The sequence below is a fragment of the Microtetraspora fusca genome, from assembly GCF_001570365.1.
Lineage (GTDB): Bacteria > Actinomycetota > Actinomycetes > Streptosporangiales > Streptosporangiaceae > Microtetraspora > Microtetraspora fusca.
In genome coordinates this window covers 39,663-64,947 of sequence record NZ_BBYK01000069.1, presented here as the reverse complement: position 1 = coordinate 64,947, position 25,285 = coordinate 39,663, and the positions used below count along the sequence as shown (strand labels likewise).

At 68.7% G+C, this 25,285-nt stretch carries 23 protein-coding genes; 8 read left to right on the top strand and 15 right to left on the bottom strand.

Features of this window, described 5'->3' with window-relative positions:
• Positions 1-25: 25 nt before the first annotated feature.
• Positions 26-838: a type I methionyl aminopeptidase gene (gene map, locus AWQ68_RS32955; protein WP_066948199.1), complete on the bottom strand. Its 813-nt coding sequence runs from the start codon at positions 836-838 to the stop codon at positions 26-28.
• 88 nt (positions 839-926) lie between these two features.
• Between map and AWQ68_RS32950 the strand changes: the two genes are divergently transcribed.
• Positions 927-1,196: a helix-turn-helix domain-containing protein gene (locus tag AWQ68_RS32950; protein WP_061258407.1), complete on the top strand. Its 270-nt coding sequence runs from the start codon at positions 927-929 to the stop codon at positions 1,194-1,196.
• On the opposite strand, the gene AWQ68_RS46295 is transcribed toward AWQ68_RS32950, so the two are convergent.
• On the bottom strand, positions 1,173-1,730 hold the full coding sequence (locus tag AWQ68_RS46295) for a DNA glycosylase AlkZ-like family protein (RefSeq protein ID WP_373281568.1): 558 nt from the start codon (positions 1,728-1,730) through the stop codon (positions 1,173-1,175). The genes AWQ68_RS32950 and AWQ68_RS46295 overlap by 24 nt on opposite strands.
• A gap of 31 nt (positions 1,731-1,761) precedes the next feature.
• Between AWQ68_RS46295 and AWQ68_RS32940 the strand changes: the two genes are divergently transcribed.
• Complete coding sequence (locus tag AWQ68_RS32940; protein ID WP_084464664.1) at positions 1,762-4,242, top strand: bifunctional metallophosphatase/5'-nucleotidase; 2,481 nt, start codon at positions 1,762-1,764, stop codon at positions 4,240-4,242.
• 330 nt (positions 4,243-4,572) lie between these two features.
• Here the strand turns inward: AWQ68_RS32940 and AWQ68_RS32935 are convergent, their stop codons facing one another.
• Entirely contained in the window at positions 4,573-5,745 is a 1,173-nt protein-coding gene (locus tag AWQ68_RS32935) for a pyridoxal phosphate-dependent aminotransferase (RefSeq protein ID WP_084464663.1), read from the bottom strand.
• A 109-nt stretch (positions 5,746-5,854) separates the two neighbouring features.
• On the opposite strand from AWQ68_RS32935, the gene AWQ68_RS32930 reads away from it, so the two are divergent.
• Positions 5,855-6,628, top strand: coding sequence for a GntR family transcriptional regulator (locus AWQ68_RS32930; RefSeq protein ID WP_066948190.1), 774 nt, complete (start codon positions 5,855-5,857; stop codon positions 6,626-6,628).
• 99 nt (positions 6,629-6,727) lie between these two features.
• On the opposite strand, the gene AWQ68_RS32925 is transcribed toward AWQ68_RS32930, so the two are convergent.
• The 7 genes from AWQ68_RS32925 to AWQ68_RS32895 form a co-directional block, all read right to left on the bottom strand.
• A complete protein-coding gene (locus AWQ68_RS32925; RefSeq protein WP_066948294.1) occupies positions 6,728-8,230 on the bottom strand; it encodes a CoA-acylating methylmalonate-semialdehyde dehydrogenase in 1,503 nt (500 codons plus the stop codon).
• A gap of 91 nt (positions 8,231-8,321) precedes the next feature.
• Complete coding sequence (locus AWQ68_RS32920) at positions 8,322-9,116, bottom strand: SDR family NAD(P)-dependent oxidoreductase (RefSeq protein WP_066948187.1); 795 nt, start codon at positions 9,114-9,116, stop codon at positions 8,322-8,324.
• The gene (locus AWQ68_RS32915; protein WP_157546062.1) at positions 9,113-10,297 is read right to left on the bottom strand and encodes a glycine C-acetyltransferase; all 1,185 of its coding nucleotides are present in this window, start codon (positions 10,295-10,297) and stop codon (positions 9,113-9,115) included. Before AWQ68_RS32915 ends, AWQ68_RS32920 begins: the two co-directional genes overlap by 4 nt.
• Entirely contained in the window at positions 10,294-10,848 is a 555-nt protein-coding gene (locus tag AWQ68_RS32910; RefSeq protein ID WP_066948184.1) for a cysteine hydrolase family protein, read from the bottom strand. Before AWQ68_RS32910 ends, AWQ68_RS32915 begins: the two co-directional genes overlap by 4 nt.
• Complete coding sequence (locus AWQ68_RS32905) at positions 10,845-12,173, bottom strand: MFS transporter (protein ID WP_066948182.1); 1,329 nt, start codon at positions 12,171-12,173, stop codon at positions 10,845-10,847. Before AWQ68_RS32905 ends, AWQ68_RS32910 begins: the two co-directional genes overlap by 4 nt.
• Before the next feature lie 101 nt (positions 12,174-12,274).
• Positions 12,275-13,990, bottom strand: coding sequence for a hydantoinase B/oxoprolinase family protein (locus AWQ68_RS32900; RefSeq protein WP_066948179.1), 1,716 nt, complete (start codon positions 13,988-13,990; stop codon positions 12,275-12,277).
• Positions 13,987-16,065, bottom strand: coding sequence for a hydantoinase/oxoprolinase family protein (locus AWQ68_RS32895; RefSeq protein WP_066948176.1), 2,079 nt, complete (start codon positions 16,063-16,065; stop codon positions 13,987-13,989). The genes AWQ68_RS32900 and AWQ68_RS32895 overlap by 4 nt, the downstream gene beginning before the upstream one ends.
• 297 nt (positions 16,066-16,362) lie before the next feature.
• On the opposite strand from AWQ68_RS32895, the gene AWQ68_RS32890 reads away from it, so the two are divergent.
• A complete protein-coding gene (locus tag AWQ68_RS32890; RefSeq protein ID WP_218007130.1) occupies positions 16,363-17,478 on the top strand; it encodes a MerR family transcriptional regulator in 1,116 nt (371 codons plus the stop codon).
• A gap of 156 nt (positions 17,479-17,634) precedes the next feature.
• On the opposite strand, the gene AWQ68_RS32885 is transcribed toward AWQ68_RS32890, so the two are convergent.
• Positions 17,635-18,459 carry a sulfite exporter TauE/SafE family protein gene (locus AWQ68_RS32885; RefSeq protein ID WP_066948287.1) on the bottom strand — a complete coding sequence of 275 codons (825 nt, stop codon included), beginning with the start codon at positions 18,457-18,459 and terminating at the stop codon, positions 17,635-17,637.
• An 86-nt stretch (positions 18,460-18,545) separates the two neighbouring features.
• On the opposite strand from AWQ68_RS32885, the gene AWQ68_RS32880 reads away from it, so the two are divergent.
• Entirely contained in the window at positions 18,546-19,307 is a 762-nt protein-coding gene (locus AWQ68_RS32880) for an AraC family transcriptional regulator (RefSeq protein ID WP_066948173.1), read from the top strand.
• A gap of 1 nt (position 19,308) precedes the next feature.
• Here AWQ68_RS32880 and AWQ68_RS42990 read toward each other — a convergent pair whose 3' ends face one another.
• The gene (locus tag AWQ68_RS42990) at positions 19,309-19,455 is read right to left on the bottom strand and encodes a hypothetical protein (protein ID WP_169809030.1); all 147 of its coding nucleotides are present in this window, start codon (positions 19,453-19,455) and stop codon (positions 19,309-19,311) included.
• 255 nt (positions 19,456-19,710) lie between these two features.
• On the opposite strand from AWQ68_RS42990, the gene AWQ68_RS32875 reads away from it, so the two are divergent.
• The gene (locus AWQ68_RS32875) at positions 19,711-20,781 is read left to right on the top strand and encodes a hypothetical protein (RefSeq protein WP_084464661.1); all 1,071 of its coding nucleotides are present in this window, start codon (positions 19,711-19,713) and stop codon (positions 20,779-20,781) included.
• 207 nt (positions 20,782-20,988) lie between these two features.
• Here the strand turns inward: AWQ68_RS32875 and AWQ68_RS32870 are convergent, their stop codons facing one another.
• Positions 20,989-21,672 (bottom strand): CBS domain-containing protein, encoded by a 684-nt coding sequence (locus AWQ68_RS32870; protein ID WP_066948281.1) that lies wholly within the window; start codon positions 21,670-21,672, stop codon positions 20,989-20,991.
• A gap of 165 nt (positions 21,673-21,837) precedes the next feature.
• Entirely contained in the window at positions 21,838-22,512 is a 675-nt protein-coding gene (locus AWQ68_RS32865; protein WP_066948170.1) for a hypothetical protein, read from the bottom strand.
• A 520-nt stretch (positions 22,513-23,032) separates the two neighbouring features.
• Here AWQ68_RS32865 and AWQ68_RS32860 point away from each other — a divergent pair.
• Positions 23,033-23,917 (top strand): universal stress protein, encoded by an 885-nt coding sequence (locus AWQ68_RS32860; RefSeq protein WP_066948167.1) that lies wholly within the window; start codon positions 23,033-23,035, stop codon positions 23,915-23,917.
• A gap of 10 nt (positions 23,918-23,927) precedes the next feature.
• Here AWQ68_RS32860 and AWQ68_RS46290 read toward each other — a convergent pair whose 3' ends face one another.
• On the bottom strand, positions 23,928-24,302 hold the full coding sequence (locus tag AWQ68_RS46290; RefSeq protein ID WP_084464659.1) for a DUF4158 domain-containing protein: 375 nt from the start codon (positions 24,300-24,302) through the stop codon (positions 23,928-23,930).
• 751 nt (positions 24,303-25,053) lie between these two features.
• Between AWQ68_RS46290 and AWQ68_RS41515 the strand changes: the two genes are divergently transcribed.
• Positions 25,054-25,230, top strand: a complete 177-nt coding sequence (locus AWQ68_RS41515; RefSeq protein WP_245656339.1) for a CBS domain-containing protein — start codon at positions 25,054-25,056, stop codon at positions 25,228-25,230.
• The last annotated feature ends 55 nt before the right edge of the window (positions 25,231-25,285 follow it).

Sequence of the window (25,285 nt, the reverse complement as noted above, 5' to 3'; positions counted from 1 at the left end):
TGTTCTTCATCATGTTGCCGAGCGCTCAGTGCGGGGACCCGCCGGAATCAGCCCGCGTTGCCGGGGTCTCCTGTTCACGCCGCGTGAGTACCAAGGGGGCGTCCTCGGTGATGGCGATCGTGTGCTCGGAGTGGGCCGTGCGTGAGCCGTCGGCCGACCGGATGGTCCAGCCGTCGGCGTCGTAAAGGATCCGGTCGGTCGTACGCGCGAACCAGGGTTCGAGCGCGAGGGTCAGCCCCGGCCGGAGCTTCAGGCCGCGGCCTGCCCGGCCCTTGTTGGAAACGTGGAGCTCCTCGTGCATGGTGCGGCCAATGCCGTGGCCACCGAACTCGGTGTTGACCGGATAGCCGTAGTCGCGGGCCACCGCCCAGATGGCCGCCGAGATGTCACCCAGGCGGTTGCCCGGACGTGCCACCTCGATCGCCGCCTCCAGCGCTTCCTCGGTGGCGCGGATGATCCGCAGGTCCTCCTCGGCAGCAGTGCCGACGACGACCGTGCGCGCCGAATCGGCCACCCAGCCGTCGATACCGACTGCGAGGTCCGCGCTGAGCACGTCCCCGTCGCGCAGTGTGTAGTTGTGGGGCAGGCCGTGCAGGACGGCGTCGTTGACGGACAGGCAGATGACGTTGCGGAACGGGCCGCGTCCGAAGGACGGCGCGTAGTCCCAGTAGCACGACTCCGCCCCGCGCCGTTTGATCATGCCGCGCACGTGGTGCTCCAGGTCCAGCAGGTTGACGCCCACGTCAGCGAGCCGGCCGACCTCGGAGAGCACCTCGGCGACGAAACGCCCGGCCACATGCATGCGTTGGATCTCCGCAGGCGTCTTCAGTTCAATCACGAAATACCTCGCGTCACAGGGTGTCGGTATAGTTATACCGGCACTCTAACACTTGCCGGTATAGTAATACCAGCCCTATCCTCGGAGCATGGTCCGCCAACCGCTCACACCTGAGCAGATCGAAGCCGGCAGGCGTCTCGGCACCCTGCTGCGTCAGGCGCGAGCGGGACGCGACCTGGCGGAAGTCGCGCACGCGGCCGGTATCTCGCCGGAAACCCTGCGCAAGATTGAGACCGGACGACTGCCGTCCCCCGGATTCGGCACGATCGTCTGCCTCGGCGAGGCACTCAACGTGCCGGTTCAGGAGTTGGCAGCTACCTGGCGCGGCAACGACCTACCGCTGGAAGCCGTCTCGTAGCCGCTGTTGCAGGCCGGCCCGCCACCCGTACACCGAGTCGGTCGTCGCCCGCCGCCGGGGGACCGGTACGTCCTGGGCGAACCACCCGGACCCCTCCATCTGATGCATCCATTCGTGATGGCGCGGCCAGCCGACCAGCGCCTGGAAAACCCGCTCGGGCCGCGCCGAGGTTTCACGGCCGCGCCCATGTGCACCAAAAGCCCGCAGGTAACGGAGGACGAGCTCCTCGAGGGACGGCAAGGCGTGCAGCTCCCGTTTTAGCCACTCCTCGGCCGTGGCGTAGGTGGTCTGGCCCGCCTTGCCCCACACCGCCCGCGGCGGCACCTGGACCGGCGCGACCAGGCTGCGCAGGATCTGCGACGTTGTCGGGCCCGACCAGCAGCGTGGCCCGCTCCTCTGGGGCCCTTGAGCAACTCGTCGTGCAGCCGTTCCTTCACCATCTGCAGGTCGGCGCCGCCGGCGAGCAGCCAGGAGGCGTGGGCGTGGTGGAAATCGTGCATTTTGACCTTGAAGTCCAGGACGGCTGACTCGCACCGTAAACTGGCCCTTTTGCTGCGCCCTGGCAATGCTATGCCTTATGTTTACGTTTGCTAGATCTGCCCGAACTCACGGGGCACCCCGTATGCGCCTGCGGAGGCGTCTGGCTCCGCTGGTCGCGATGGCCACGATGGCGGGGGGCCTGGTCGGCGCGCCGCCGGCGCTCGCCGATGACTCTGTCAAGATCGACATCCTCGGGATCAACGACTTCCATGGCCGGCTGGAGGCGAACGGTCAGGAAGCGGGAGCCGCAGCGCTGGCGACCGCGGTCAAGGGGATGAGGGCAGAAAACCCCAATACCGTCTTCGCCGCGGCGGGGGACCTGATCGGTGCCTCGACGTTCACCTCGTTCATCCAGCAGGACAACCCGACCATCGACGCGCTCAACGCGGCCGGTCTCGAGGTCAGTGCGGTCGGCAACCACGAGTTCGACCGGGGCTACGACGATCTGATGAACCGGGTCATCCCGCGGGCCACGTGGGAATACATCGGCGCCAATGTCAAGGTCAAGAAGGAGCTCCAGGACAGGTACAAGGAGCTCACCGAGTCCTGGGTCAAGGAGGTCGACGGGGTCAAGGTCGGCTTCGTCGGCGCGGTGACCGAGCACCTCGACGAACTCGTCACCCCCGCGGGCATCTCCATGCTCGACATCCTGGACATCCCAAGCGCGGTCAACCAGGTCGCCGACGAGCTGAAGGCCAAGGAGGGGGCCGACATCGTCGTGCTGCTCGTCCACGAGGGTGCCGCCACCACGCAATACGGGTCGGCAACCGACCCGACGAGCGACTTCGGCAAGATCGTGAACGGGGTCGACAAGAACTTCGACGCGATCATCTCCGGCCACACCCATCTGGCATACGACCACAAGGTCCCGGTCAAGGAGTGGCAGGACGAGAAGCGTCCGGTGACCGTGCGCCCGGTCGTGTCGGCGGGTCAGTACGGCTACAACCTCAACAAGATCACGTTCACGTACGACAAGACCAAGAAGCAAGCGGTCAACGTCGACTCGAAGATCGTCCCGCTGACCGAGAAACAGGCGGACGGCTCGTGGAAGCCCCTCTACGGCGTGGATCCGACGGTCAAGGGAATCGTGGATGACGCCGTCGAGGTGGCCAAGAGGGAGGGCGCGCGCAAGCTCGGTGAGATCACCGCGGACTTCAACCGGGCCCGCCAGGCCAACGGCACGACCGAGAACCGCGGTGGCGAATCGACCCTGGGCAACCTCGTCGCCGACGCGCAACTCGCGGGTGCTCGCACCACCGACCCATCCACTGAGATCGCTTTCATGAACCCGGGCGGGCTCCGTACGGACATGAAGTACCGGGCCGGAGGCAAGGAAGACGGCACCGTCACCTACAAGGAGGCGGCCGAGGTCCAGCCGTTCGCCAACACCCTGGTCACGATGACCCTGACCGGTGAGCAGATCGCCAAGGTGCTCGAGGAGCAGTGGCAGCCCGAGGGTGCCAGCCGGCCGTTCCTCAAGCTCGGCGTGTCCAAGGGACTCTTCTACACCTACGACCCGACCGCGCCCAAGGGCCGGCACGTCACCTCGGTCACCCTCGGCGGAAAGCCGCTGGACCCGGCCAAGTCCTACCGCGTGGTAGTGAACTCGTTCCTCGCCTCGGGAGGGGACAACTTCAGCACCCTGAACGAAGGGGCGGACAAGCGGGACACCGGCCAGGTCGACCTTCAGTCCATGGTCGCCTACCTGGGCGAGAACACCCCCGTCGCTCCGGATTACGCGCAGCGCGCGGTCGGTGTGCGGTTCGACGCGCCGCAGGGTGGCTTCAAGGCGGGTGACACGGTGACGGTCAACCTGTCGTCGCTGGCGTTCACCAGCAACGAGCCGAAGGATGAGAAGGTCACGGCTACGTTCGCCGGCCAAAAGATCGGCACGTTCGCGGTCGACGCCACGGCCGGCGCGAACACCGACAACACCGACGAGGTCGGCCGTGCGACCGTCGGGTTCGCGGTGCCCGCTGACCCAGCGCAGGAGGGCGCGACGAGCGCGGACCTCGTCATCGCCGGCGAGACGACCGGCACGACGGTCACCGTAGCGATCCCGCTGGCGGACACCAGGCCCGCGTGCACGGTCACGATCACCGGCCGCCACGCTGGACCCCTCACGGCGAGTTCCGGCGTCACCTGCCTGGACGGAGCAGTGGTCTCCGGGCCGGTCACGGTGCAGAAGGGCGCGAGCCTCTACGCGACCGGCGCCAATGTCAGCGGGCCGATCAGCGCCTCGAAGGCCGCCGGTGTCTCGCTGAACCGGACGACTGTCAGTGGTCCGGTGACGGTCAACGGTGCCACCGACAAGCTCACCATCGTGGACTCCACGGTGATCGGTCCGGTCAGCTTGACCGACAACCGGGTGACCGACGCGCCGGTCGTGTCCGGTAACCGGATCAGCGGGCCGTTGAGCTGCAGCGGAAACTCCCCGGCACCGGCGAATGACGGCAAGATCAACACCGTGTCCGGTCCCAGGACGGGACAGTGCAAGGGGCTTTGACCCGCTGATGCGGTAGTCCAAGTCGGATCAGGGGCGGTGGCGTGGAAAACGTTCTGCGCCGCCGCCCCTCGCGCGCTCATGGCACCACGCACTCGGGATCTTCAGCACCGCCCATGTTGATGTCCCGGTGGGCCCGCCGGCCGCGGCCGGGGACCTGCCCACCGCCATCACCGCCTTGGCCAGTGGTCCGGAGCTCGCGAACAGCACCCACGAGGTCAACCCAACCCGGTCGCGCGCGACCACGTCGGTGAAGGTCCTGCCAACGTCCACGCCGATCCGGCGACCGCCGTTGACCGGGCGCCGGGGGCGACGTCGTCCATGGGCGGCCCCCTAGGACTCTCGACAGGCCTGCCCGAGGCCGCGGATCAGCTCGCCGAGCAGGTGCTCGTCCGAGCCGAACGTGAGGCGGACATGCGTGTCGGGGGCGTGCATGTCGGCGCCGCGTACCGTCGCGATGCCATTCCGCAGGAGTACGCGGTCGATGTCGGCCGGTGTGTCGCCGAGGCGGGAGCAGTCGACGAGCAGGAAAGCGCCGGCCCCGGGCCGCACGGGCTCGGGGAGGCCGCTCGCGGCGATGCCGTCGCATACGAGGTCGCGCTTCGCCTGGTAGGTGGAAAGCGCCCGGTCGAGCCAGTCGCGAGGCCCGGTGAGGGCGGCGACCGCGGCCCGCTGCGGAACCGCTCCGCAGCACACCGCCTCCCACTGGAAACGGCGTTCGAGCGCGTCGAGGATCGGCGGCGGCGCCAGGACGTAGCCGAGCCGCCAGCTCGCGAGCGCGTAGTACTTGCTGAGACTGGTGACGGTGACCAGGTGCGGCCAGCGATCGGCAAGGGCCTCCACCGGGTGGTACTGACGGCCGTCGAACGTGAAGTGCTGCCATGAGTCGTCGGAGATGACGAGTAGGCCGTGACGCGCGGCGATGTCCACCACGGCCGCGACGGTCGCGGCGTCGGGCAGGTAGCCCGTCGGGTTGTTCGGGTTGCACAGGAGTATGGCGCGGCTGCGGGATGTGACAGCGGCCTCCATGCCGGCGAGGTCGAGTGCCCAGCCATCGCACTCGCGGGACGGGACGTAGGCGGGCGTCGCGCCGGCCTCGCGGATGGCACCGTCGAAGAAGTAGGTGGGCGTCGGCACGATCACCTCGTCGCCGGGAGCGAGCACCGTGCGCAGCACGAGGGAGAGGCCGTGCATCGCTCCGTGGGTGATCAGGAGACGACGCTCGGGATCGATGCGCAGGCCGTGCTCGCGCTCCAGTTCGGCCGCGATCGCGGCTCGGAGTTCAGGGAGGCCGCGGGTGTCACGCGGGTCGGGCTGGTCCATCGCCTGTGCGACCGCCCGCCTCACGTGCTCGGGCATGGGAAGGATCGGGGCGCCCACGAGCGGAAGGACGCGTACGCCGTCGCGGGCGCTCCGCGCCGCGCGGTCGCGCGTGTTCATCGCGCCCAGAGCCGGGAGGTCGCTCGCGGCGGGGAGGGCCCAAGAGTTCGAGGTGCATCGCTGCATAGAGAAAGCATGGCATGTTGAGATATCAACGGCAATGATAAAATATCTCTAGCTGCTCTCGATCAGCCGTTCCTGCTGTATCAACGATTCGCGTTGGTATCCTGACGAGGTGTCAGATATCCATAGCGTGGTCACCGGAACGCCGCATATCCCCGCGCTGCTGTTGGTCGGCAGGGACGAGACCGGCCTCGACCGCACGAGCCAGGCCTACCGGGCGATCAGGCGCCAGATCATCGACCTGACGCTACCGCCCGGCAGCAGCTTCACTGAGACGTCGCTCGCGCAGCAATGGCGCACCAGCAAGACGCCGGTGCGCGAGGCGCTCGCGCGGTTGAGGCGCGACGGGCTCGTGACCGCGCTTCCGCGCGCGGGCTACGTCGTCAGCCCGATCACGCTCCAGGACACCGACGATCTCTGTGCCTTGCGGTCGCTGCTGTCCGGTGAGGCCGCCGGCGCCGCGGCGCGCCTGGGCGTCGCGGCGCCGGCGCTCGAGCGGCTCGAAGTGCTGTCCAAGGTGCCCTTCGCACTCGCGGCGGGCGAAGTGGAACAAGAGGAGTCGCTTCAGGCCGGGATCGAGTTCGAGGGCATCATCGCCAACTTCAGCGGCAACAGCCGTCTCGGCAAGGCGATCGTCGACGTGCTCGACGAGCTGGAGCGTGTCCTGCGGATGGCCGCGTTGATCGATCCCGGCATCGCGAGCCCGCCCGGAGAACTGGAGGCCATCTTCGAGCAACTGCGCGCGGGGGATGCTGACGGTGCCCAGGACGCGATGCGCGCGCGGTGCGAGCGCGTGCGTCGCGACGTGCTTCAGGTTCTGGCGAAGAGTACGTCCGTGAGCAGGGCGCACATTGAGCTGCCGGCGCCGTCGCTCCCGCCGGCCTAGTGCCGCGGGCATCAGATCGGCGACGTCCGCTGTGGGGCCGCCGGACGACCAGGCCCCCGGGGCCCGGCGCGATGCCGATCCGGGGGCCTGGTCGTCCGGTCAGACCGCCGTTGGGAAGTGGAGGTGGCTGCGGTGGTGCGGGCCGTCCTTCGTCTCCTCGGGCCAGCGGCTGGTGACGGCCTTCGCGCGCGTGTAGAACGCGACGCCCTCGGGGCCGTGGATGTGATGGGCGCCGAACAGTGACTGCTTCCAGCCGCCGAACGAGTAGAAGGCCATGGGCACCGGGATCGGGACGTTGACGCCGATCATCCCGACCTGCACGGAGCGCTGGAAGAGGCGGGCCGCCTGGCCGCTGGCGGTGAAGATCGCTGTGCCGTTGGCCCAGTTGTTGTCGTTGATGAGGTCGATCGCCTCCTCGAGCGAATTGACGCGCACGACGACGAGCAGGGGGCCGAAGATCTCGTCGCGGTAGATGTCCATCTCGGGCGTGACGTGGTCGAACAACGTCGGGCCGACGAAGAATCCGTCGCCCTGGACGTCGAGTCCGCGCCCGTCGACCACGAGTTCGGCGCCCGCGTCGATGCCGGAGCCGATGTAACCCCTGATCCGCTCGAGCGCCTCCGGCGACACGACCGGGCCCATCTCGGACCCGGCCTCCAGTCCTGGCCCGACCTTGATCGCCTGCGCCTTGTCGCGCACGAGCTCGACGAGCGGCTCGGCCACGTCGCCGACCGCGACGGCGACCGAGATCGCCATACAGCGCTGGCCCGCCGAGCCGTACGCGGCCGCGATCAGATGGTCGGCGGCGTAGTCGAGGTCGGCGTCGGGCAGCACGACGGCGTGGTTCTTGGCGCCACCGAGCGCCTGCACGCGCTTGCCGCCGGCGGTCGCGCGCTCGTGTACGTACCGCGCGATCGGCGTCGAGCCGACGAACGACACCGCTGCGATGTCCGGGTGGTCGAGGATCGCGTCGACCGCGACCTTGTCGCCGTGGACGACGTTGAAGACGCCGTCGGGCAGGCCCGCTTCGGCGTAGAGCTCGGCGACGAAGTTGGACGCCGACGGGTCGCGCTCGGAGGGCTTGAGCACGAACGTGTTGCCGGTCGCGATCGCGATCGGGTGCATCCACATCGGGACCATCGCGGGGAAGTTGAACGGCGTGATCCCGGCGCAGACGCCGAGTGGCTGGCGAAACGAGAAGAGGTCGACGTCGGTCGAGACCTGGTCGGAGTACTCACCCTTCAGGAGGTGCGGGATGCCGCAGGCGAAGTCGATCACCTCCAGGCCGCGGATGAGCTCGCCTTTGGCGTCCTCGAGGACCTTGCCGTGCTCGGCGGAGACGATCCGCGCGAGGTCGTCGAGGTGCTTCTCGACGAGATTGCGGAAGGCGAACATCAACCGCGACCGGCGCATGACGGAGGTGTCGGCCCAGCCCGGCAGGGCGGCGCGCGCCGCTTGCACCGCGGCGTCGATGTCTGCGGGCTCGGCCAGCAGCACGTCGGCCTGGCGCTCGCCGGTCGCGGGGTTCCACACCGGGGCGGTGCGGCTCGACTCGCCGACGGTCTCGCGGCCGCCGATTCGGTGCTGGACCGTCCTGACTATCCCTGTGCTCACAGAGAGCTCACCTTTCTCGTCGGGGTGCTCGGTAGGTCTGCCGGCTGTGTCTCGCGTGCCTGGCCCGCGTGCTGTCGCATCAGACGATCAGGTCGCCGCCGTTGATGTCGATGGCCGCACCCGTGATGTACGCCGCGCGGTCGGAGGCGAGGAACGCGACGAGTTCGGCGACCTCCCAGGGCTGCCCGACGCGGGGCACCGGGAACGACCGGGTGGCGCGCTCGAGCGCCTCTTCGGGCAGCAGGGCGCGGGCCATCGGCGTGTCGATGAGGCCCGGGCAGACGGCGTTCACCGTGACCCCGTCGGGTCCGTAGGCCTTCGCCAGGTGCCGGGTGAGTCCGAGGACGCCGTGCTTCGCCGTCGTGTAATGAGCGCCACCGGCGGTGCTGATGGTCTTGCCGGCGGTAGAGGAGAAGTTGACGATGCGGCCCCAGCGGCCGCCGCGCATCGCGGGAAGCCCTTGTTGACAGCACAGGAACGTCCCGTGCACGTTGACCGCGAGCACGCGGTTCCACTCGGCCTCGCTGATGTCCTCGAACGCGGTCGGCGGTGCGATGCCCGCCGCGTTGACCAGGATGTCGAGCCGCGATCGCTCCGCCAGCAGTGAGGCGAACGCACGGTGGACCTGGTCGCCGTCCGTGACGTCCACCGCGACCGACCGGACGCGGTCCGCCGCCACCGCCAGCGTCGACGCCAGCTCGCTGGGGTCGGGCGCGGCGAGATCGAACACCGCGACGGTCGCTCCGCGGCGGGCCAGGGCGTGCGCGGCCGCCAGGCCCATGCCGCTCGCGCCGCCGGTCACGATCGCGACCCGGCCCTCGAGTTCGCGACTGTCGGCACTGGTGGGCGCCCGGAGCTCCTCGGCGGCGGTCATGAGCCGGCCAGGACGGCGCGCGCGCGACCGAAGGCGGCTGCCGCGAGTTCGAGCTGGTCGGCCGTGTGCGACGCCGAGACCTGCACCCGGATCCGCTCCTCTCCGGCCGGGACGACCGGATACGAAAGCGCGAAGACGAGGACGCCCTCGCGGCGGAGCGCCGCCGCCACGTCACGGGCCAGCGTGCCGCCGCGCAGCATCACGGGGGTGATCGGGTGTTCCCCCGGCAGCACCTCGTAGCCGAGGTCGCGCAACGCCCCACGGAGCCAGGCGGTGTTGGCGGCCAGGCGCTCCCGCAGCTCGGGACGCCCCCGCGCGATGCGGATCGCCGCCAGCGCGGCCATGGCCAGCGGGGGAGCCATCGCGTTGGTGAAGATATAGGGACGCGAGACCTGGCGCAGCGTCTCCACGACCGCACGGGAGCCGGCGACGAAACCCCCGGCCCCGCCGCCCAGCGCCTTGCCGAGCGTCCCCGTCAGCACGTCGACGCGGCCCTCCAGTCCGCAGTGCTCGGCGGTGCCCGCGCCGGTCGCGCCCAGCACACCCGTGGCGTGCGAGTCGTCGACCATGAGCGCCGCGTCGTAGCGCTCCGCCAGCGCGGAGAGCTGGGGCAGCGCGGCGACGTCGCCGTCCATGCTGAAGACGCCGTCGGTGACGATGAGCCGGTGGCGCGCCTCCGGGCACTCGGCGAGGCGGCGCTCGAGTTCGTCGAGGTCGGCGTGAGCGAACACGCGCCGCCGGGCCCGCGTCAGGCGGATGCCGTCGATCAGGCTGGCGTGATTGAGCGCGTCGCTGAGGACTACGTCGTCCGGGCCGAGCAGGGCGTCGAAGACGCCGAGGTTCGCATCGAAGCACGAGTTGTAGAGCACGGCGTCCTCGGCTCCGACCAGCTCGGCGATGCCCGCCTCGAGCTCGCCGTGGATCGCCCGCGTGCCGCAGAGCACGCGTCCCGCTGCGACCCCGAGCCCCATGTCGCGCAGCGCCCGCCGCGCCGAATCGAGGACCTCCGGATCACCGGCGAGCCCGAGGTAGTCGTTGGAGGCGAAGTTCACGAGCGTCTCGCCGTCCACGCCGAGCGTCGTCCCCTGGGCGCCCGAGACCACGAGGTCGCGGCGAAGCCCAGAGGTCATCCGGCGTTCGTCGAGCTCCGTCCGGAGCCGGTCCAGCAACGCGGCGTTCACGCTTTTCCTCCATGCCACCCGGCGCAGGGCACGACCTCGAATCCCCGGCTGGGGAAGACGGTGTCCATGAAGAAGTCGTGCATCGCCGGATCCCCGTCGGCGCAACCGTCGCGCAGCACGGTCACGTGGTAGCCACGGTCCGCCGCGTCGTAGCACGTCGCGGTCACCATCGCACTGGTCGCGACTCCGGCGATCGCGATCGTGTCGACGCCGCGGGCACGGAGCACGAGGTCGAGATCCGTGCCGGCGAACGCGCTGGCGCGGCGCTTCAGCACGATGACGTCCTCGTCGGCGACCGGCAGATCGATCTCGGTTCCGGCCGATCCCTCGTGGAAGGCGTCCCCGGCGTCGTAGAACGACCGGTACAACGCGTTGTCCGGCAGCAGGTCGGCCCCGTTGCCCCGAAAGGCGAAGTGGACGAACACAACAAGCGCACCGGCCGCGCGGGCGCGCGGGAGCAGTTCGGTGAGCGGCGGCACGACTTGCCTGGCGAACGGGTAGCTGCCCGTGATGCCCCGTTGGACGTCGCCGATGATCAGTGCGGTGGTCATGAGATGCTCCAGTCCAGCCGCTCCATCCGGCGCCCCGCGGTGAGCAGGACAGCCAGTCCGGCGGCCATGATGATTGCGATGGCCAGCAGCGCGTAGGTGAAGCTGCCGGTCGCGGACGCGATGGTCCCGGTGAAGTAGGGACCGATGAATCCGCTGATATTACTGACAGAGTTGATCAGAGCGATGCCGGAGGCGGCGGCCGCTTCGGTCAGGCCGATCGCCGGTATCCGCCAGAACTGAGGCATCGCGGTGATGATCCCGGAGACACTCAGGCAGACCGCGAGCACGAACAGCGTGCCGCTGCTGGTGAAGGTCGCCAGGAGCAGCCCCACCACCCCGAGGGCCATCGGCACGACCGTGGCCGTGACCGCCGTCCGGCGCGCGGCGAAGCGAGCCCAGGTGAGCAGGGCGACCAGAGCCACCGCGTAGGGGATCGCGGACAGCAGCACGCTGCTGACGTCGGCGGCGTTACCGATGCTGTGCGAGATGGACCTGATCATCGTGGGCAGGAAGAACTGCAGCGGATAGAGCCCGAACGCGATCGCGAACCACGTCACGGCCATCGCCCAGACCCGGCCGCTGGTCAACGCCTGGCGCAGGCCGGTCAGTGCCCCGTGGGCGCGCTGTTCGGCGGCCTCGGCGGCAAGGATGTTCTCGATGGCGGCCTTCTCCTCGTCGTCGAGCCAGCGCGCGTCTCTCGGGCGGTTGGGCAGGAAGAAGAAGATCAGGATGCTGACGACGACCGTCAAGACGCCCTCGACGAGGAACAGCGCCCGCCAGCCTGCGATACCGAACAGTCTCTGGCCCCACTCGAGCAGCGCGGCGGCCAGAGGAGAGCCGACGATCGAGGACAGTGGGATCATCATGATGAAGGTCGACAGCGCCCAGGAACGCTGCCGGCGCGGGAACCAGAACGTCAGGTAGAGCAGGATCCCGGCGGCCAGACCGGCTTCGGCGAACCCGAGCAGGAGCCGCGCGATGAACAGGGTGGTCGGGGAGTTCACGGCCGCGGTCGCCGCCGTGACCAGTCCCCACGTGATCATGATCCGGGCGATCCATTTCCGTGCACCGAACCGGCTCAGCATCATGTTGCTCGGCACTTCGAACAGGACGTAGCCGACGAAGAACAGTCCGGCGGCGAGGCCGATCTGGCTGCTGCTGAGGTGCATGTCACGCGACATGGGGGCAGCGATGTAGCCGACGTTGGCGCGGTCGATGTAGCTCGCCACGTAGGCGAGGCCGACCAGCGGGATGATCCGGATGCCGACCTTGCGCCAGGTGCGGGGTGTGACGGTGCTCTGGGTGGTCGCGACGTTTGAACTCATGGGGGGAAAGTCCAATCGGTCAGTGAGGATGGGATCACGGCGCGGTGCCCGAGCTCGACCAGGTGCTGGACCGCGCATGTTTTCTGGACCGGTAGTAGCCTTCAGCGGGCTTGGCCGCGCAACCTGGCGGTGGCGCTCGCGTCGATCAGGCCGTCTTCGGTGATCACGACGCCGTAGTCCCTTTCGGCTCCCTCGTGGGTTACTTTGCCGTCGAGGACGTCTTCGAGGACCCGTTCCGGGATGCGCTCGAAGGGGATGCCGTGCCCGCCCCCGCCGGCGGTCACATGCCGGTGACGGGTTCCCGCGGTCATCACGAAGTGCGGCTTGGACTCCAACACTCGTTCACCGGGCCCGCCGAGGTCGAGCACGTTGAGCGAGGGAGTCCCCTGCGCACCGCCTGCCAGCCCGTAGGGCAGGAACTTCCGCCGGTCGGACCTGATCTGCACGCTGGCCTCGGGCGCCAGCACCGTCATGTCCCGGAAGGTCGCCAGGCCACCACGCCAGCGGCCCGCTCCGCCGCTGTCGGGGAGGTAGCCGTAGCCGTCAATGCGGATGTGACCGGAGCGTTCCAGCTCCTCGACCGGCGTATTGGTCAGGTTCGCGCCCAGCGAGCTGATCCCGTCCACGCCGTCACGGTCGGGCCGGGCACCCCACGCTCCGGCCAGGGGATCCCACAGCACCATGGATTCTCCGTCCGGCCCGACGAGGCCGATCGCGATCCCGTCAGGTCCGCCGTCGCCGGCGGCGGGCACCCGGGTGGGGAACACCGGGGCGAGCGCCCCGAGCACCGCGTCGATGATCCGGAAGCCGACGAGGCCACGGGCGCCGCGCGCGGCAGGCCGCTGCCCGTTGAGGATGGAGGCTTCCGGGATGACGAAACTGAACGGCCGGTAGAAGCCACTGTTGGCCGGGATGTCCGAGGCGAGGACACCCTGCAGGGCGGCGTAGGCGGCGGAGCGGGTGAACGAGGCCGTCGCGTTGAGCGCGGAGCCGACCTGCGGCGAGGAGCCGGTGAAGTCGAGCTCTATCCCGGACTCGGACAGCGTGGCCTTCACGTGGATCGGGATAGGCCCGGACCCGAGGCCGTCGTCGTCGATGTGGTCGATGAACTCGTAGGTGCCGGGGACGGCCTCGGCGAGCGCGGCGCGCAGCAGGGTTTCGGAGTAGTCGAGCAGCTCGTCGATGAGGCCGGCGAGGCGTTCGGCACCGTGCCGCGCCGCGAGGGCGCGCAGGCCTTCGGCCCCGGTGTGGCAGGCCGCCAGCTGGGATTCGAGGTCGCCGCGCAGCAGCTCGGGTTCGCGGACGTTGCGCAGGATCAGCCGCAGGAACGTCTCGTTCATGGTGCCGGCCTCGACCAGGCGCGACGGCGGGATCTGCACCCCTTCGGCGAAGATGCTCGTCGACTGCACGGCCATCGAACCGGCCGCCCAGCCGCCGACGTCGGTGTGGTTGACGACCGTGACCGCGAAGCCCAGGAGGGCTTCTCCGGCGAACACCGGGGCGACCGCGAAGATGTCGGGCAGGTGCATGCCGCCCAGGGATGGGTCATTGAGCAGGTAGATGTCTCCTGGCCGGATCCGGTCGCCGAACTCGTCGAAGATCGCCTCCATCGCGTCAGGAATGGACCCCAGGTGCACTGGCAGGGTGTTGGCCTGGGCGATCACCCTGCCGTGGGCGTCGCACAGAGCAGCGGAGAAGTCCATGCTGGACGCGACGAGCTGCGAGTGCGCCGTGCGCAGGATCGTGATCGCCATCTCGTCGGCGATCCCGGTGACGGCATTGCGGAAGACCTCGAAGGTCACGGCGTCGCGGATCATGAGGCACCCCAGGTGATGACGATGTTGTTGAACCGGTCGCGGTGTACCCGGGCACCCGGTGGGACGAGGGTGGTGGCGTCCATGTCCTCGATGACCATCGGTCCCTCGACGGGCTCGGTGCCGAGGTCGGACCGCCCTACGACGGGCGTGGGCACGGTCTCGGCGAACCGGCATTCGCGGGTGGTGGGCTCGCCGCCGACGACGACGGGAAGGCTCAGCACGTCCTCGATGGACACCGAGGTGAGGAGCCGGCCGCGTACCCGGAGATTGACCAGCTCGACCAGTTCGTCCGTGCCGGCCCGGCCGTAGGTGCGCTTGTGCTCGGCGTGAAACCGCGCCCGCGTCTCGGCGAGCAGGTCGTCGGTGAGGTCGCCGTCGGGCACCCGGATCCGCAGTTCGAATCGCTGGCCGCGGTAGCGCATGTCCAGGAGCCGATCCACGACGGCGTCGGATCCCAGCTCCACGCTCACCTTCGCGGACAGCCGCGCGAACTCCGCGGCGAGCGCGCTCACCTCGGCGAACTCGGGCCGGTACGGGGTGAGTTCGTGGCGTTCGGTGTCGGCCACGAGCAGGCCCAGGCTGCTGAACAGGCCCGGATACACAGGCACTATCACGGTCGAGATACCCAGCTCGCGGGCCAGCGCGGCGGCATAGAGAGGACCCGCGCCACCGAAAGCGACCATGGTGGCCTCCCGCGGGTCACGGCCCCGTTCGCTGGTCACTGCCTTGACCGCGGTCGTCATGTTCGACACAGCCACCTGGTACGCGCCGCGCGCGGTACCCGGCACGTCGTCACCAAGCTGCTCGGCCACCGGTGACAGCGCCTTCGCGGCCAGATTCGGGTGAATCGCCACGCGGCCACCGGCGAGCGCCCGCGGGCTGAGGTATCCGAGCGTCACGTTGGCGTCGGTCAGGGTCGGCAGCTCACCGCCCTGGCCGTAGCAGGCGGGGCCAGGGCGAGAACCCGCGCTGGCAGGCCCCACATGGAGCGCGCCCGCCGCGTCGACGGAGATGATGCTGCCGCCTCCGGAGCCGACCTCGGCGATGTCGATCGACGGTGCCCGCACCGGATACCCGGCGCCGGAGCTGAGGCCACGGGCGCCATTCATGCCGCCCCCGACCTCGTAGTCGGCCGAGACGAACGGTTCGCCGTGCTCGATCAGGGACGCCTTCGCCGTGGTCCCTCCCATGTCGAACGCGACCACCGTGGACAAGCCCATCAGCTGAGCGAGCTTCTGCACGGCGGTGACACCGGCCGCGGGACCGGACTCGATGATCTGCACCGGCCGTTGCGCGACCGAGGCCGCATCGAGCAGCCCCCCGCTGGATTGCATGACCAGCAGCGGCGCGCTCACCTTCTCGGCCCGCAACCCTGCTTCCAGACGGGTGAGGTAACCGTGCACGGCGGGACCGACGTAGGCGTTGACCGTCGCGGTGCTCGTGCGCTCGAACTCGTGCGGCTGCGGAGAAACATCGACCGACGCCGTGACGTACACACCGGGCAGTTCGGCTCGCAACAGCTCGGCGACCCGCCGCTCCTCATCAGGGCGGACATAGGAGTTGAGCAGGCACACGGCCACCGCTTCGATTCCGTCCGCACGCAGCCGCGCGGCCAACGTGCGAACCTCGTCTTCACTGGCCGGTGGGTCGAGACGTCCGTCGGCCATGATCCGCTGGCCGAGTTCGTACCGATTCCGCCGTCGGGCGAGGGGCTCGGGCTTGGACCATGACAGGTCGTAGAGCACCGGCCGGCGCAGGCGCCCGATTTCCAGCACGTCGCGGAAACCACGGGTCGTGACCACCGCTGTGCGGACGCCGCTCATCGACAGGATCGCGTTGGTGGCCACGGTCGTGCCATGCAGCATCGCAACCACGGCCTCCGGCTGGGCGCCGGCCGAGGAAAGCACGGCAGTGGTCGCCGTCACAACGCCCGCGCCGTAATCGGGCGGGGTGGACGGAACCTTCATCGGTACGACCTCTCCGGCCGGACCCAGCGCGATGACATCGGTGAACGTGCCGCCGATATCGGCGCCGACTCGCCAGCCGGCCGGTCGAGGATCGTGACTGGGGGGCACTGAGATCTCCTTCGCTCAATGAGGCGACTGGGATTACAGTAGGAGGCAGTTAAGATATCAGCAACCCTACGTTGCCGTTTTTTATTGCGCCTCTTGATGGAGCAACGAGTGCTACTCGGGCGGGGCACTGACCAGTGCGGGATCGCCGGGCGGGCGCACGAGCACGCCCGCTTCTCTGCACCAGACCATCGCTCCGGCTTGCAGGAGTCGCCTCGGACCGCGGCTTCGCGTTCGGCTGTTGCCGCCGTGAGTGAGGCTCTTGAGTCTCACGTGGCGTCAGGCTGCATAGTCGGTGCCGTGGAGGATCACTGGACCGTGGGACACGTGGCCGAGCTGGCCGGCGTGAGCGTCCGCACGCTGCATCACTATGACGAGATCAGGCTCGTTCGGCCGTCGGCGCGGACCGCGGCCGGGTACCGGGCCTATTCGGCGGACGACGTGGAGCGGCTGCGGGAGGTGCTGGCCTATCGGCGGTTGGGCTTCGGGCTGCGGGAGGTCGCGGAACTGGTCGGCGACCCGTCCACCGACGTGGTCGCGCACCTGCGCCGACTGCGCGGCCTGCTGCTGGAGCGGCGTGATCGCGCTGATGCCATGGTGGCGGCCATCGACAGGGAACTTGAGGCACGGGCGAAGGGACTGAAGGTGACACCGGAGGAGCAACTGGGGATGCTCGGTGCACGGCTGTACGACGCGATCGGCGGCGCTTACACCGCGACACGGCGTACCGAGCCGCGGATCGCCGCGCAGATCTGGGACGCGCTCGGGGACGCGCAGACGGTGCTGAACGTCGGGGCCGGCACCGGCTCCTACGAGCCCGCTGATCGCGACGTGACCGCGGTGGAGCCATCGGCGGTCATGCGGGGGCAGCGGCCTGCCGACTCGGCGCCGTGCGTGGCCGCCGCCGCGGAGAGCCTGCCGTTCGAGGACCGGTCCTTCGACGTCGCGATGGCCGTCTCCACCGTTCACCACTGGGGGGACCCGATAGCCGGGCTGCGCGAGATGCGGCGCGTGGCCCACCGCGTGGTGGTGCTCACGTTCGACACCGACGAGCCCGGATGGCAGGACCGGTTCTGGCTTACCCGCGACTACCTGCCCGAGTTCGCCGCCGTCCTCGCAGAATTTCCCTCGCTTGCTGGGATGGTCGACGCGATCGGCGCCCGCGCTGAGCCGGTGCCCATCCCGTGGGACTGCGCTGATGGCCTGTTCGAGGCGTACTGGCGCCGACCGGCGGCGTACCTGGAGGATCACGTGCGCCGTGCGATGTCGGTGTGGACGAGGGTCGGGCCGGAGGCCGAGCAGCGGGCGGTGCGAAGCCTCAGCGACGACCTCGACTCCGGCCGGTGGGCCGAGCGCAACAGCGACCTCGCCGACCTCGACGCGGCAGATCTCGGCCTCCGCCTGCTCATAGCTTGAACCGTCGATGCGGGCGCGCTCCTCCTTGAGACGCTCCACCACCGCGATGGTGAAGAACCTCCATGTGAGCGGACCGCACGTCCCCGTGCACCGCAGGCACACCCCGGCCCCCGGGCCCCGTGCACCGGCGCACCCGAAGCCTTCGGGATGCCTCCCTCAGGCGTCGTCGAGGGAGAGGCCGGCCATCGTGGCGGTGACGAGGATGAGAAGCGCCAGGTAGCTCCATGCGTGGAGCCTGTCGGAGACGCGCGGCGGACGGCGGCGCATGACGACGATCACCGGCAGGGCGCCGGCGAGGAGCACCGCAGCGGCGCCGAGGTCGACCGGACCATAGAGGAAGACGCCCGCGGACGCGGGGCTCCCTGCGTTCTCCGTGCCGAAGAGAACGAGCGCCGGCGTCGCGACGGCGAGCGTCAGCGGGTTGGCCAGCGTGGTGGCCGTGCGCATGTCATGGCCCAGCCTGCGAAGCAGGGGAACGGTCATGACGCTGCCCCCGACACCGAGGAACGACGCCGTCGCGCCGATGGGAATGCCGAGCGCGGCACGGATTCGACCGGTCTCCCCTCTGCGGCCGGAGCCCGTGACCGCGCTTTCCGCTCGGCGGTGAAGGAAGCCGGGCCGCACGAGTACGTCGACGATCGTGGCGACGAGGTAGGCGATGAAGGCCCACTGCGTCACGAACGCGGGGGTCCATCGGCTCGCGAGGGCGCCGATCGCGCCACCGACGGCGAGGAGGGCCAGCAGGGGCGTGCTCCGGCGCAGCAGGTTCAGGACGGCGCGGTCGGTCGCGACGGTCGCGACGCACGCGTTGAAGATCATGACCACGGCGGATGTCGCGACCGCGACATGGGCCGCGTCGGCGCCGAGACGCGCGTCGGCCCACACGATGACCGGAACGGTGACGAATCCGCCGCCGAATCCGAACAGCACGGTGGTCAGGCCGGTGAGGAGGCCGATCCCGGCCAGCACGAGGACGCTCACGAGCCACGAGTCAAGCAATGCCAGCTTCTGGCGGACAATCGAAGCTCGGTCCATATATTTCGATTGTCAGCCACTACGCTGGGCGTGTGCGGAACGTTCAACTCGCCGACGTCGATCAGGTCGCGAGAGCCGTGCTGCCCATCGGGACGGACTATGCCCCGGGACAGGTTCTCGACTGGCATCGGCATCGGCGCGCGCAGTTCCTGTACGGCGCCACGGGCGTGATGATCGTCGAGACCGACGACGGGACGTGGACGGTGCCGACCGACCGCGCCGTCCTCATCCCGGCGGACACCCGCCACCGCGTCAGGATGCTCGACGTCAGCACCCGCAGCCTCTACATCGAGCCGGACGCGGTGCCCTGGTGGCCCCACGTGTGCACCGTCGTCGACGTCACGGCTCTTCTCCGTGAGCTGTTGCTCGTCGCCGTCGACTTCGAGGCCGAGTACGACCTCGCCGGCCGCGAGGGGGCGATCGCGGCACTGTTGCTGCACGAGATCACCCGCCTGAGCCCGGTGCCGCTCCACGTCGGGCTGCCCTCGTCGCCGGACCTGACGGACCTCTGCCGCGAGTACCTCGCCGACCCTGATGTCCAGGTCACCAACGAGGACTGGGCGCGCCGCCTGGTCATGAGCGAGCGCGCCTTCACCCGTCGCTTCCGTCGTGAGACAGGCATCAGTCCGGCCGCCTGGCGGACGCGCGCTCGGCTTGTCGCCTCGGTGCCGCTGCTGCGCACGTCCACGATCTCTCAGGTCGCGAGCCGCCTGGGCTACTCCTCGCCGGCGTCGTTCACCGCGGCCTTCTCGCGCGCGTTCGGATTCGCTCCTTCCGCGCTGGCCGCGAAATAGATCAGCCGCCTTCCTGGCTCCGCTCGGGTCGCGTCCATGTGTGATCCTGTTTCTGCCCCACACCGGCCGCAACGGAGGCGATCGCGACGGCCGGCAGCACCGGCGACACCACACCGGTGCCGAGACCGGTCAGGACGAGGAACGGCAACAACGTCGTGGTGCGGGTGGCCGTCCGCCTCCCACCTCAGGATGTTCTCGGCCCCTCGACAACGTCTTCGGCGGTGTCGTGGGCGCGGGGCTGCGCGCGGCGAAATGCGCTCGCTCGCTTCATCAGGAGCCCGTTACTGTCGCGTGGATGAGTGACGTTCCTCTGCCTCTGTTATGGCTGTCGGGACCTACGGGTGTCGGGAAGTCCTCGGCTGGCTGGGAAGTGTTTGCACAGCTGAGTCGCGGTGGCGTCAAGGTGGCGTTCGTTGACGCTGACCAGATCAGCCTGTGTTACCCCATGCCGGAGGGCATGACGCATCACGTCCGAGCGCGGAATCTGGCCGCGATGTGGCCGCACTTTCGGCAGGAAGGGGTGCAGTGTCTGGTCCTTGCGGGCTTTGTCGACACTCCCGAGGAGGTTCGTGAATACACAGCCCTTCTTCCCGAGGCCGCGTTCACGTTGTGCCGACTGCGCGTCGACAGCGCTGAGCTCAAGGAACGTTTCATCGGGCGGGGGTGGCGTCCGGAACTGGTGGAGGAGGCGGTCGCTGAAGCGGAGGCCCTGGATCGGAGCGACTACGCCGACATGTGCATGGACACCGATGGCTTGGCGGCGTCCGAGACAGCCCAGCTGATCCGTGAGCGAGCTGGGGGATGGCCAGGCGCCCTCCCCGCCGCGACGTTCCTCGGCTTCGTTGACCGACGGAGCCACCCGCCGATAGCACAGGTGGATACCGCACCCACTTCGACGCCAGTACCCGTGCTGTGGCTCCGCGGTGCTACTGCGGTCGGGAAGTCGACGGTCGGCTACGAGATCTTCATGCAGGTCTACCGGACCGGCGTGCGAGCCGCCTATGTCGATGTGAAGCAGATCGGCGCGCTGCGTCCCGTCGCGGACGACGACGTGGACAGTCATCGCCTCAAGGCGCGCAACCTTGCGGCCATCTGGGCCGGATATCGCGTGGTGGGTGCCCAGTGCCTGATCGTCTCCGGAGAGGCCGACTCCGATGACACTGTCCGTGGCTACGCCGAGCTGCTGCCCGGAATGGCATTGACCGTGTGTCGTCTTCACGCTGGGCCGGCAACGCTGTCCGAGCGCGTCGGGCGGCGTGGCCGGGGAGGCGGGCCGGCCACACCGGGTGACGAGCTGAGAGGGCTGGACTCGGATGCCCTGCACCGTATCGCCGAACGAGCGGCGCGTGAGGCCAAGGCGCTCGACCGCGCGGGGTCAGGTGATCTGCGCGTCGACACCGACGGCCGGTCGGTGAAAGAGGTGGCCGCGGACGTAAGGCTTCGCGGCGGCAATTGGCCGAATCTCTTCGCCTGAAAGCCGTCGGTGAGCGCCTGCGCAGGTAGCCACCCCGGTGGCCACCCAGGATGGGAGGTCTGCGATGTTCCCGCCCTCGAGCCGTGTCAGCCGAATCAGTGCCATGCGGAAGGGAACAGCCGATGGCTCGGGACCACGCTGGATTGGCTGCCGGGCGGCGGCACTTGGACAGCACGAAGCATCGTCCGTGGTGGAGGTGGTGTCGGCTCAGCCGGAAAGGTCGTCTTCCACCCATCCCAGTTTGTCGACGACCTCCGTGACCCCGTTGACCCGCTCGGCCATCCGTACCAGGATCCGTGCGTCGCTGTGACGTTCCATCCGGCCGTCCAGCGTCACGATGCCGTTGGTCACCAGGACATGGACGCCGGAGGTGTCCGTCCACAGGGCGCCGTCGACGATCTCGTCGCGCACTTCGCGGGCGATGTCGTCGTCGCGGCGTACGAAGACCTTGAGGAGGTCGTGCCGGCTGACGATCCCCTCAAGCCGTCCATCGTCGTCGACGACGGGCAGCCGCTTCACGCCCTTCTGGTTCATCACCCGGGCGGCGCCCACGACGCTGGTGTACGGCCTGACCGTGACAGCGGGAGCGGTCATCAGTTCGGCCGCGGTATGTCCGCGGGCCTTCTCCGCCGCGTCCCGTCCGCCGAGGCCTTCGCGGAGTCGCACGCGGAGCGGCGGTTGGTAGCCCTCCTGGTAGAACTGCTCCCTGAACTCCTCCTTGTGTAGCAGGTCGGCCTCCGAGATCACGCCGATGACGTGCCCTTCGCCGTCCACGACGGGGACCGCGCTCACCCCGTGTGTCATCAGCACCTCGGCGACATCCCTGAACGGAGTGCTGCCGTTGACGGAGGCCACCTCACGCGTCATGACGTCACGTACCTTCTTGTGCACGATCGACTCCTTCCGGTTCAGCCGAGCCCGCCGCCGTGTGGCCTCACGCGCGTAGCGAGGACGAGGAAGCAGACTGATCAGGCCCATTTCCGACGATTGGTTATGGCGAAGCCATGACTGGTAACGATGCGGCGAGCCGGTCTCCAGCCGCAGGGCGCAACTCGTTCAGTTCCAAAACCGTAACTGCGGTCCCGCCATCGACGTCGAACGTGCGCGAATAGCTAGAAACACGGCCTCCGCCTCCTCGAAGTCCGTCTTGTCGATCTCGATCTCGATCTCGATCTGCGTTTGCGCTTGATCAGTGTTTCCCTCCAGAACCAGTAGGAACGGCACCACAACGGTATTGATCTCCTGGATCAGCGCCTCCAGGGCCGCTTGGGCGTCGGCGAGATTCGGTAATCCGTCGGCCTCCGGTCGGGTGGGGGTCGGTAGCCGATCTGCGGAGATGGGGGTCCGAAGCTCGAGGGTGCACAGTGCGGCCTTCTGGTTGTACGGCGGGGCCATACAGGGGAATCCTGATTTGTCCTGCTGCCAGCCGAGCCATCCGTCGGGGATCCGCACCTGTGGTGGAGCAGCCAGTTCGACGGCCGCCAGGGCGATGTACGTGTCCTCCCACCGATGGCAGGTCGCATCCAGCACCCGTGGATTGAATCGGACATACGGCGGTTTGGACACCGACGAATCCCAGGCCGCGACGGCGTAGTGCAACGCGTCCAAGGTGATGCCGCCCGCCTGAGGTTCGCCGCTCGCGGCGGCGAAGGCGTGGCTCCATGCGCGGAGCCGCTGACCGTACCTCTCTTGCGGGTCGTCGTCTGAGGCGTCGATCCAGACCCCTATCATTACTGTGGTAATCCCTCGATAGTGAGCCTTTCGTGCCCGATGTACACCTTCATCGGTGTCCCGACGCCGATGACGATCTGGCCCTCCGAGCCCACTTGGGGCGGTGGCCGAAGGCGCCCCGCATGTCCGCCCGGTAATGGGACAACAGCCGGTGTACAGGCCCGATGATCTCGTAGTTCGCCGTGGCGGAAGGCAACATCGACAGCAGCACGCAGCCAACGGTCAACGTCATGGCCTTCCTTTCATCGGGAGGCCTTCCCCAACGCCTACCCGGGCCCTCGACTCGAAACATGCGCGCCGCGGTGTGCCGCTCTGGCGACCGGACCGCAGGGCCTGCTTGGGTGTGCCAGCGTCGTGAACAGGGCTTCTTCCTCGTGTTCTCCATGACGGACGTCTTCTGGGGAACACCCTCTGGTCTCGGATGTCCGTCGAACCGGACCAGGCCCGGGCGAGGACAGAACGTCGGCGGAGGGCTCCGGGCCTCGATCACGTCCGGTGGCCGAGATGGGAGGACAGACCTGTGAGCAAGCCCATCGTGGTCGGCGTGGACGGATCGGCACAAGCTCTACGCGCCGTGGACTGGGCCGCCGCCGAAGCCGGACGGAGACGCCTGCCGTTGCGCATCGTGCATATCGCGGTCCGCTGGGAGTACAGCATCGCGATCAAGGAACCAGGCTTGGAGGCCCCACGGCCAGAGGCTGCGGGACTGGAGGTCCTCGAGATCGCCGAGGAACGTGCCCGGACCTTCGCATCCGTCGATGTCAGTTGTCGGCTCGGCATCGGCCCCATCCCCGCCACGCTCCTTCAGGAGGCGGCCGACGCCGCCCTGCTGGTGCTGGGCCCGCATGGAATCGGGGGCTTTCCCCGGCTGCTGCTCGGCTCGGTGAGTCGCCAAGCGGCGGAACACGCCTCGTGTCCCGTCGTCATCGTGCCCCAGGAATCCGATACCCGACCCGGCCGATCGGGGATCGTCGTCGGCATTGACGGCTCTGAGGCCTCCGTCGATGCCGTGGGTTTCGCGTTCGAGGAGGCGTCCCTATGCTCGGTCGGCCTGCGCGCCATTCACGCCTGGGCTCACCCGGCTTACCCACAGGAGATGCGCGCCGCCCGCTACGACACGACGGCGGTCGAACAGGAAGGTGCCAGGCTCCTCTCGGAGTCCCTGGCGGGATGGAAGGCGCAGTATCCCGACGTCCCAGTCATCGAGCAGGTGGTCGAAGGCGCTCCTGTGCCGGTTCTGGCCGACGCTTCCGGAGATGCGGAACTCCTCGTCGTCGGTGCCCGAGGGCGCGGCGGTTTCCCTGGGCTCCGCCTCGGCTCGATCAGCCACGCCGTCCTCCACTATGCGAAAGGGCCTGTAGCTGTCGTGCGCGGTCCTCAGGCGATGTCGACTGCGCGGGAGTGATGATCAGCCGCTATAAGATCATCCGGCGTCGTGTGCCTCCGCGAGGTGTACTGCGACCGGCCGGCGGTGGTGTACGCGGTAGGTGGTCCGAGGCTGACGTTGAAGACCCTCGTCTTGCTCGCCGACGAAGACGACACCGAGCCGGCCGCACCACCTCCCGCGCTGCCCGACCACCCCGCCCACCAGCAGATTCTGACCGTCTTCGCCGACGTCGACCGACCTTCCGGGCCAGCGTCGTCACGCCGGGAAGCAACACCCGGTTGTTCACCAGCCACACCACAGCCCGGTCGAACAATGCGCGCGGACCCTCCAACGACGACCACACCCGCGCCGCCAGAAACTCCCGCAGCTCCGCTTCGCCGTTCGGATACTCCCCGAGGGCCATGCATGACAATCTGGCTCTCGAGCCCCAACCGGCGTCCGCATGCTTGGACCGTGAACCGCGCTTTCAAACCGGGACAATTCGCGCCAGGAAGTGAGTGGCTGTGGCGGGTCCTGGGTCTGTCGGACCTTGCGCGTGCGCCCGTCACCAGTTCCAGAACAAAGGGACCGGCGTCGATCGACCAGCGGGCCCTCTCGCGGCATCGCCGCACGCCGACCAGGCGACGGCGTCTGATCCGATGAGGCAACCGGACTGGGCTGCTTGGGATGCGGTCTTCATGGCCTAAGGAGCGGAGGGGCCGAGGAATACGCTGGTATCGGGCTCCGTTGACCAATGCAGAATGCTATGCGCCTGAAAAGCGGCGCGAACCGTTCGAAGGCGTGGGCCGGTAGATATACGGTAACTGCCCGAACAGGGTGAGGCGAACCCGAGGGACTTTCTCCCCGGCGCCTACATGCGAGGTTCGACTCCTCGCCCGGCCCCCGAAAGCGTCTGACGGGAAAGCCGATGTTCAGGTGACATCTCGGCCAACGCCCGATGCGGCTCCAACGACCTCCGCAGGGCAACATCAAATTGTTCTGTAACCCGGGGAACTCTGAACACCGGCTATTCAATAGAGCATGGCGAGCGCCGATTCTGTTCCCGGGGTCGTGATCTGGAGAATCCGCGTTCTCCGCGAGTGCGGGTCGCTGGGGCGGCAGCAGGAACCGGCGCGAGGCCCAGGGATCGAAGATCTCGCAGCTGATGGGCTCCGGTGCCCGCGGACATCGAGGAGGTCCTGCACCAGATGGCCGAGCACAAGATCCGTCGGCTGCCGGTGCTGGAGAACGAGGAACTGGTCGGCATCATCAGTCAGGCCGATCTCGCGGCGAAGCTGCCCGAGGACAAGGTCGGCGAGTTGGTGGAAGCCATCTCGGCAACCTCCCACTGATATCACCGGCCCCATGGCAATCGACGAAAGAGCCTCAGTCCACTCGCGCGGGCGG

What these genes read in the sequence shown, in the direction of transcription:
- AWQ68_RS32905 (WP_066948182.1), bottom strand. Translation starts at nt 12,173, where the DNA reads ATGAGTTCAAACGTCGCGACCACCCAGAGCACCGTCACACCCCGCACC.
- AWQ68_RS32950 (WP_061258407.1), top strand. Translation starts at nt 927, where the DNA reads ATGGTCCGCCAACCGCTCACACCTGAGCAGATCGAAGCCGGCAGGCGT.
- AWQ68_RS32920 (WP_066948187.1), bottom strand. Translation starts at nt 9,116, where the DNA reads ATGACCGCCGCCGAGGAGCTCCGGGCGCCCACCAGTGCCGACAGTCGC.
- AWQ68_RS32900 (WP_066948179.1), bottom strand. Translation starts at nt 13,990, where the DNA reads ATGATCCGCGACGCCGTGACCTTCGAGGTCTTCCGCAATGCCGTCACC.
- AWQ68_RS32940 (WP_084464664.1), top strand. Translation starts at nt 1,762, where the DNA reads ATGCTATGCCTTATGTTTACGTTTGCTAGATCTGCCCGAACTCACGGG.
- AWQ68_RS46290 (WP_084464659.1), bottom strand. Translation starts at nt 24,302, where the DNA reads ATGGCCCTCGGGGAGTATCCGAACGGCGAAGCGGAGCTGCGGGAGTTT.
- AWQ68_RS32910 (WP_066948184.1), bottom strand. Translation starts at nt 10,848, where the DNA reads ATGACCACCGCACTGATCATCGGCGACGTCCAACGGGGCATCACGGGC.
- AWQ68_RS32935 (WP_084464663.1), bottom strand. Translation starts at nt 5,745, where the DNA reads ATGCAGCGATGCACCTCGAACTCTTGGGCCCTCCCCGCCGCGAGCGAC.
- AWQ68_RS32865 (WP_066948170.1), bottom strand. Translation starts at nt 22,512, where the DNA reads ATGATAGGGGTCTGGATCGACGCCTCAGACGACGACCCGCAAGAGAGG.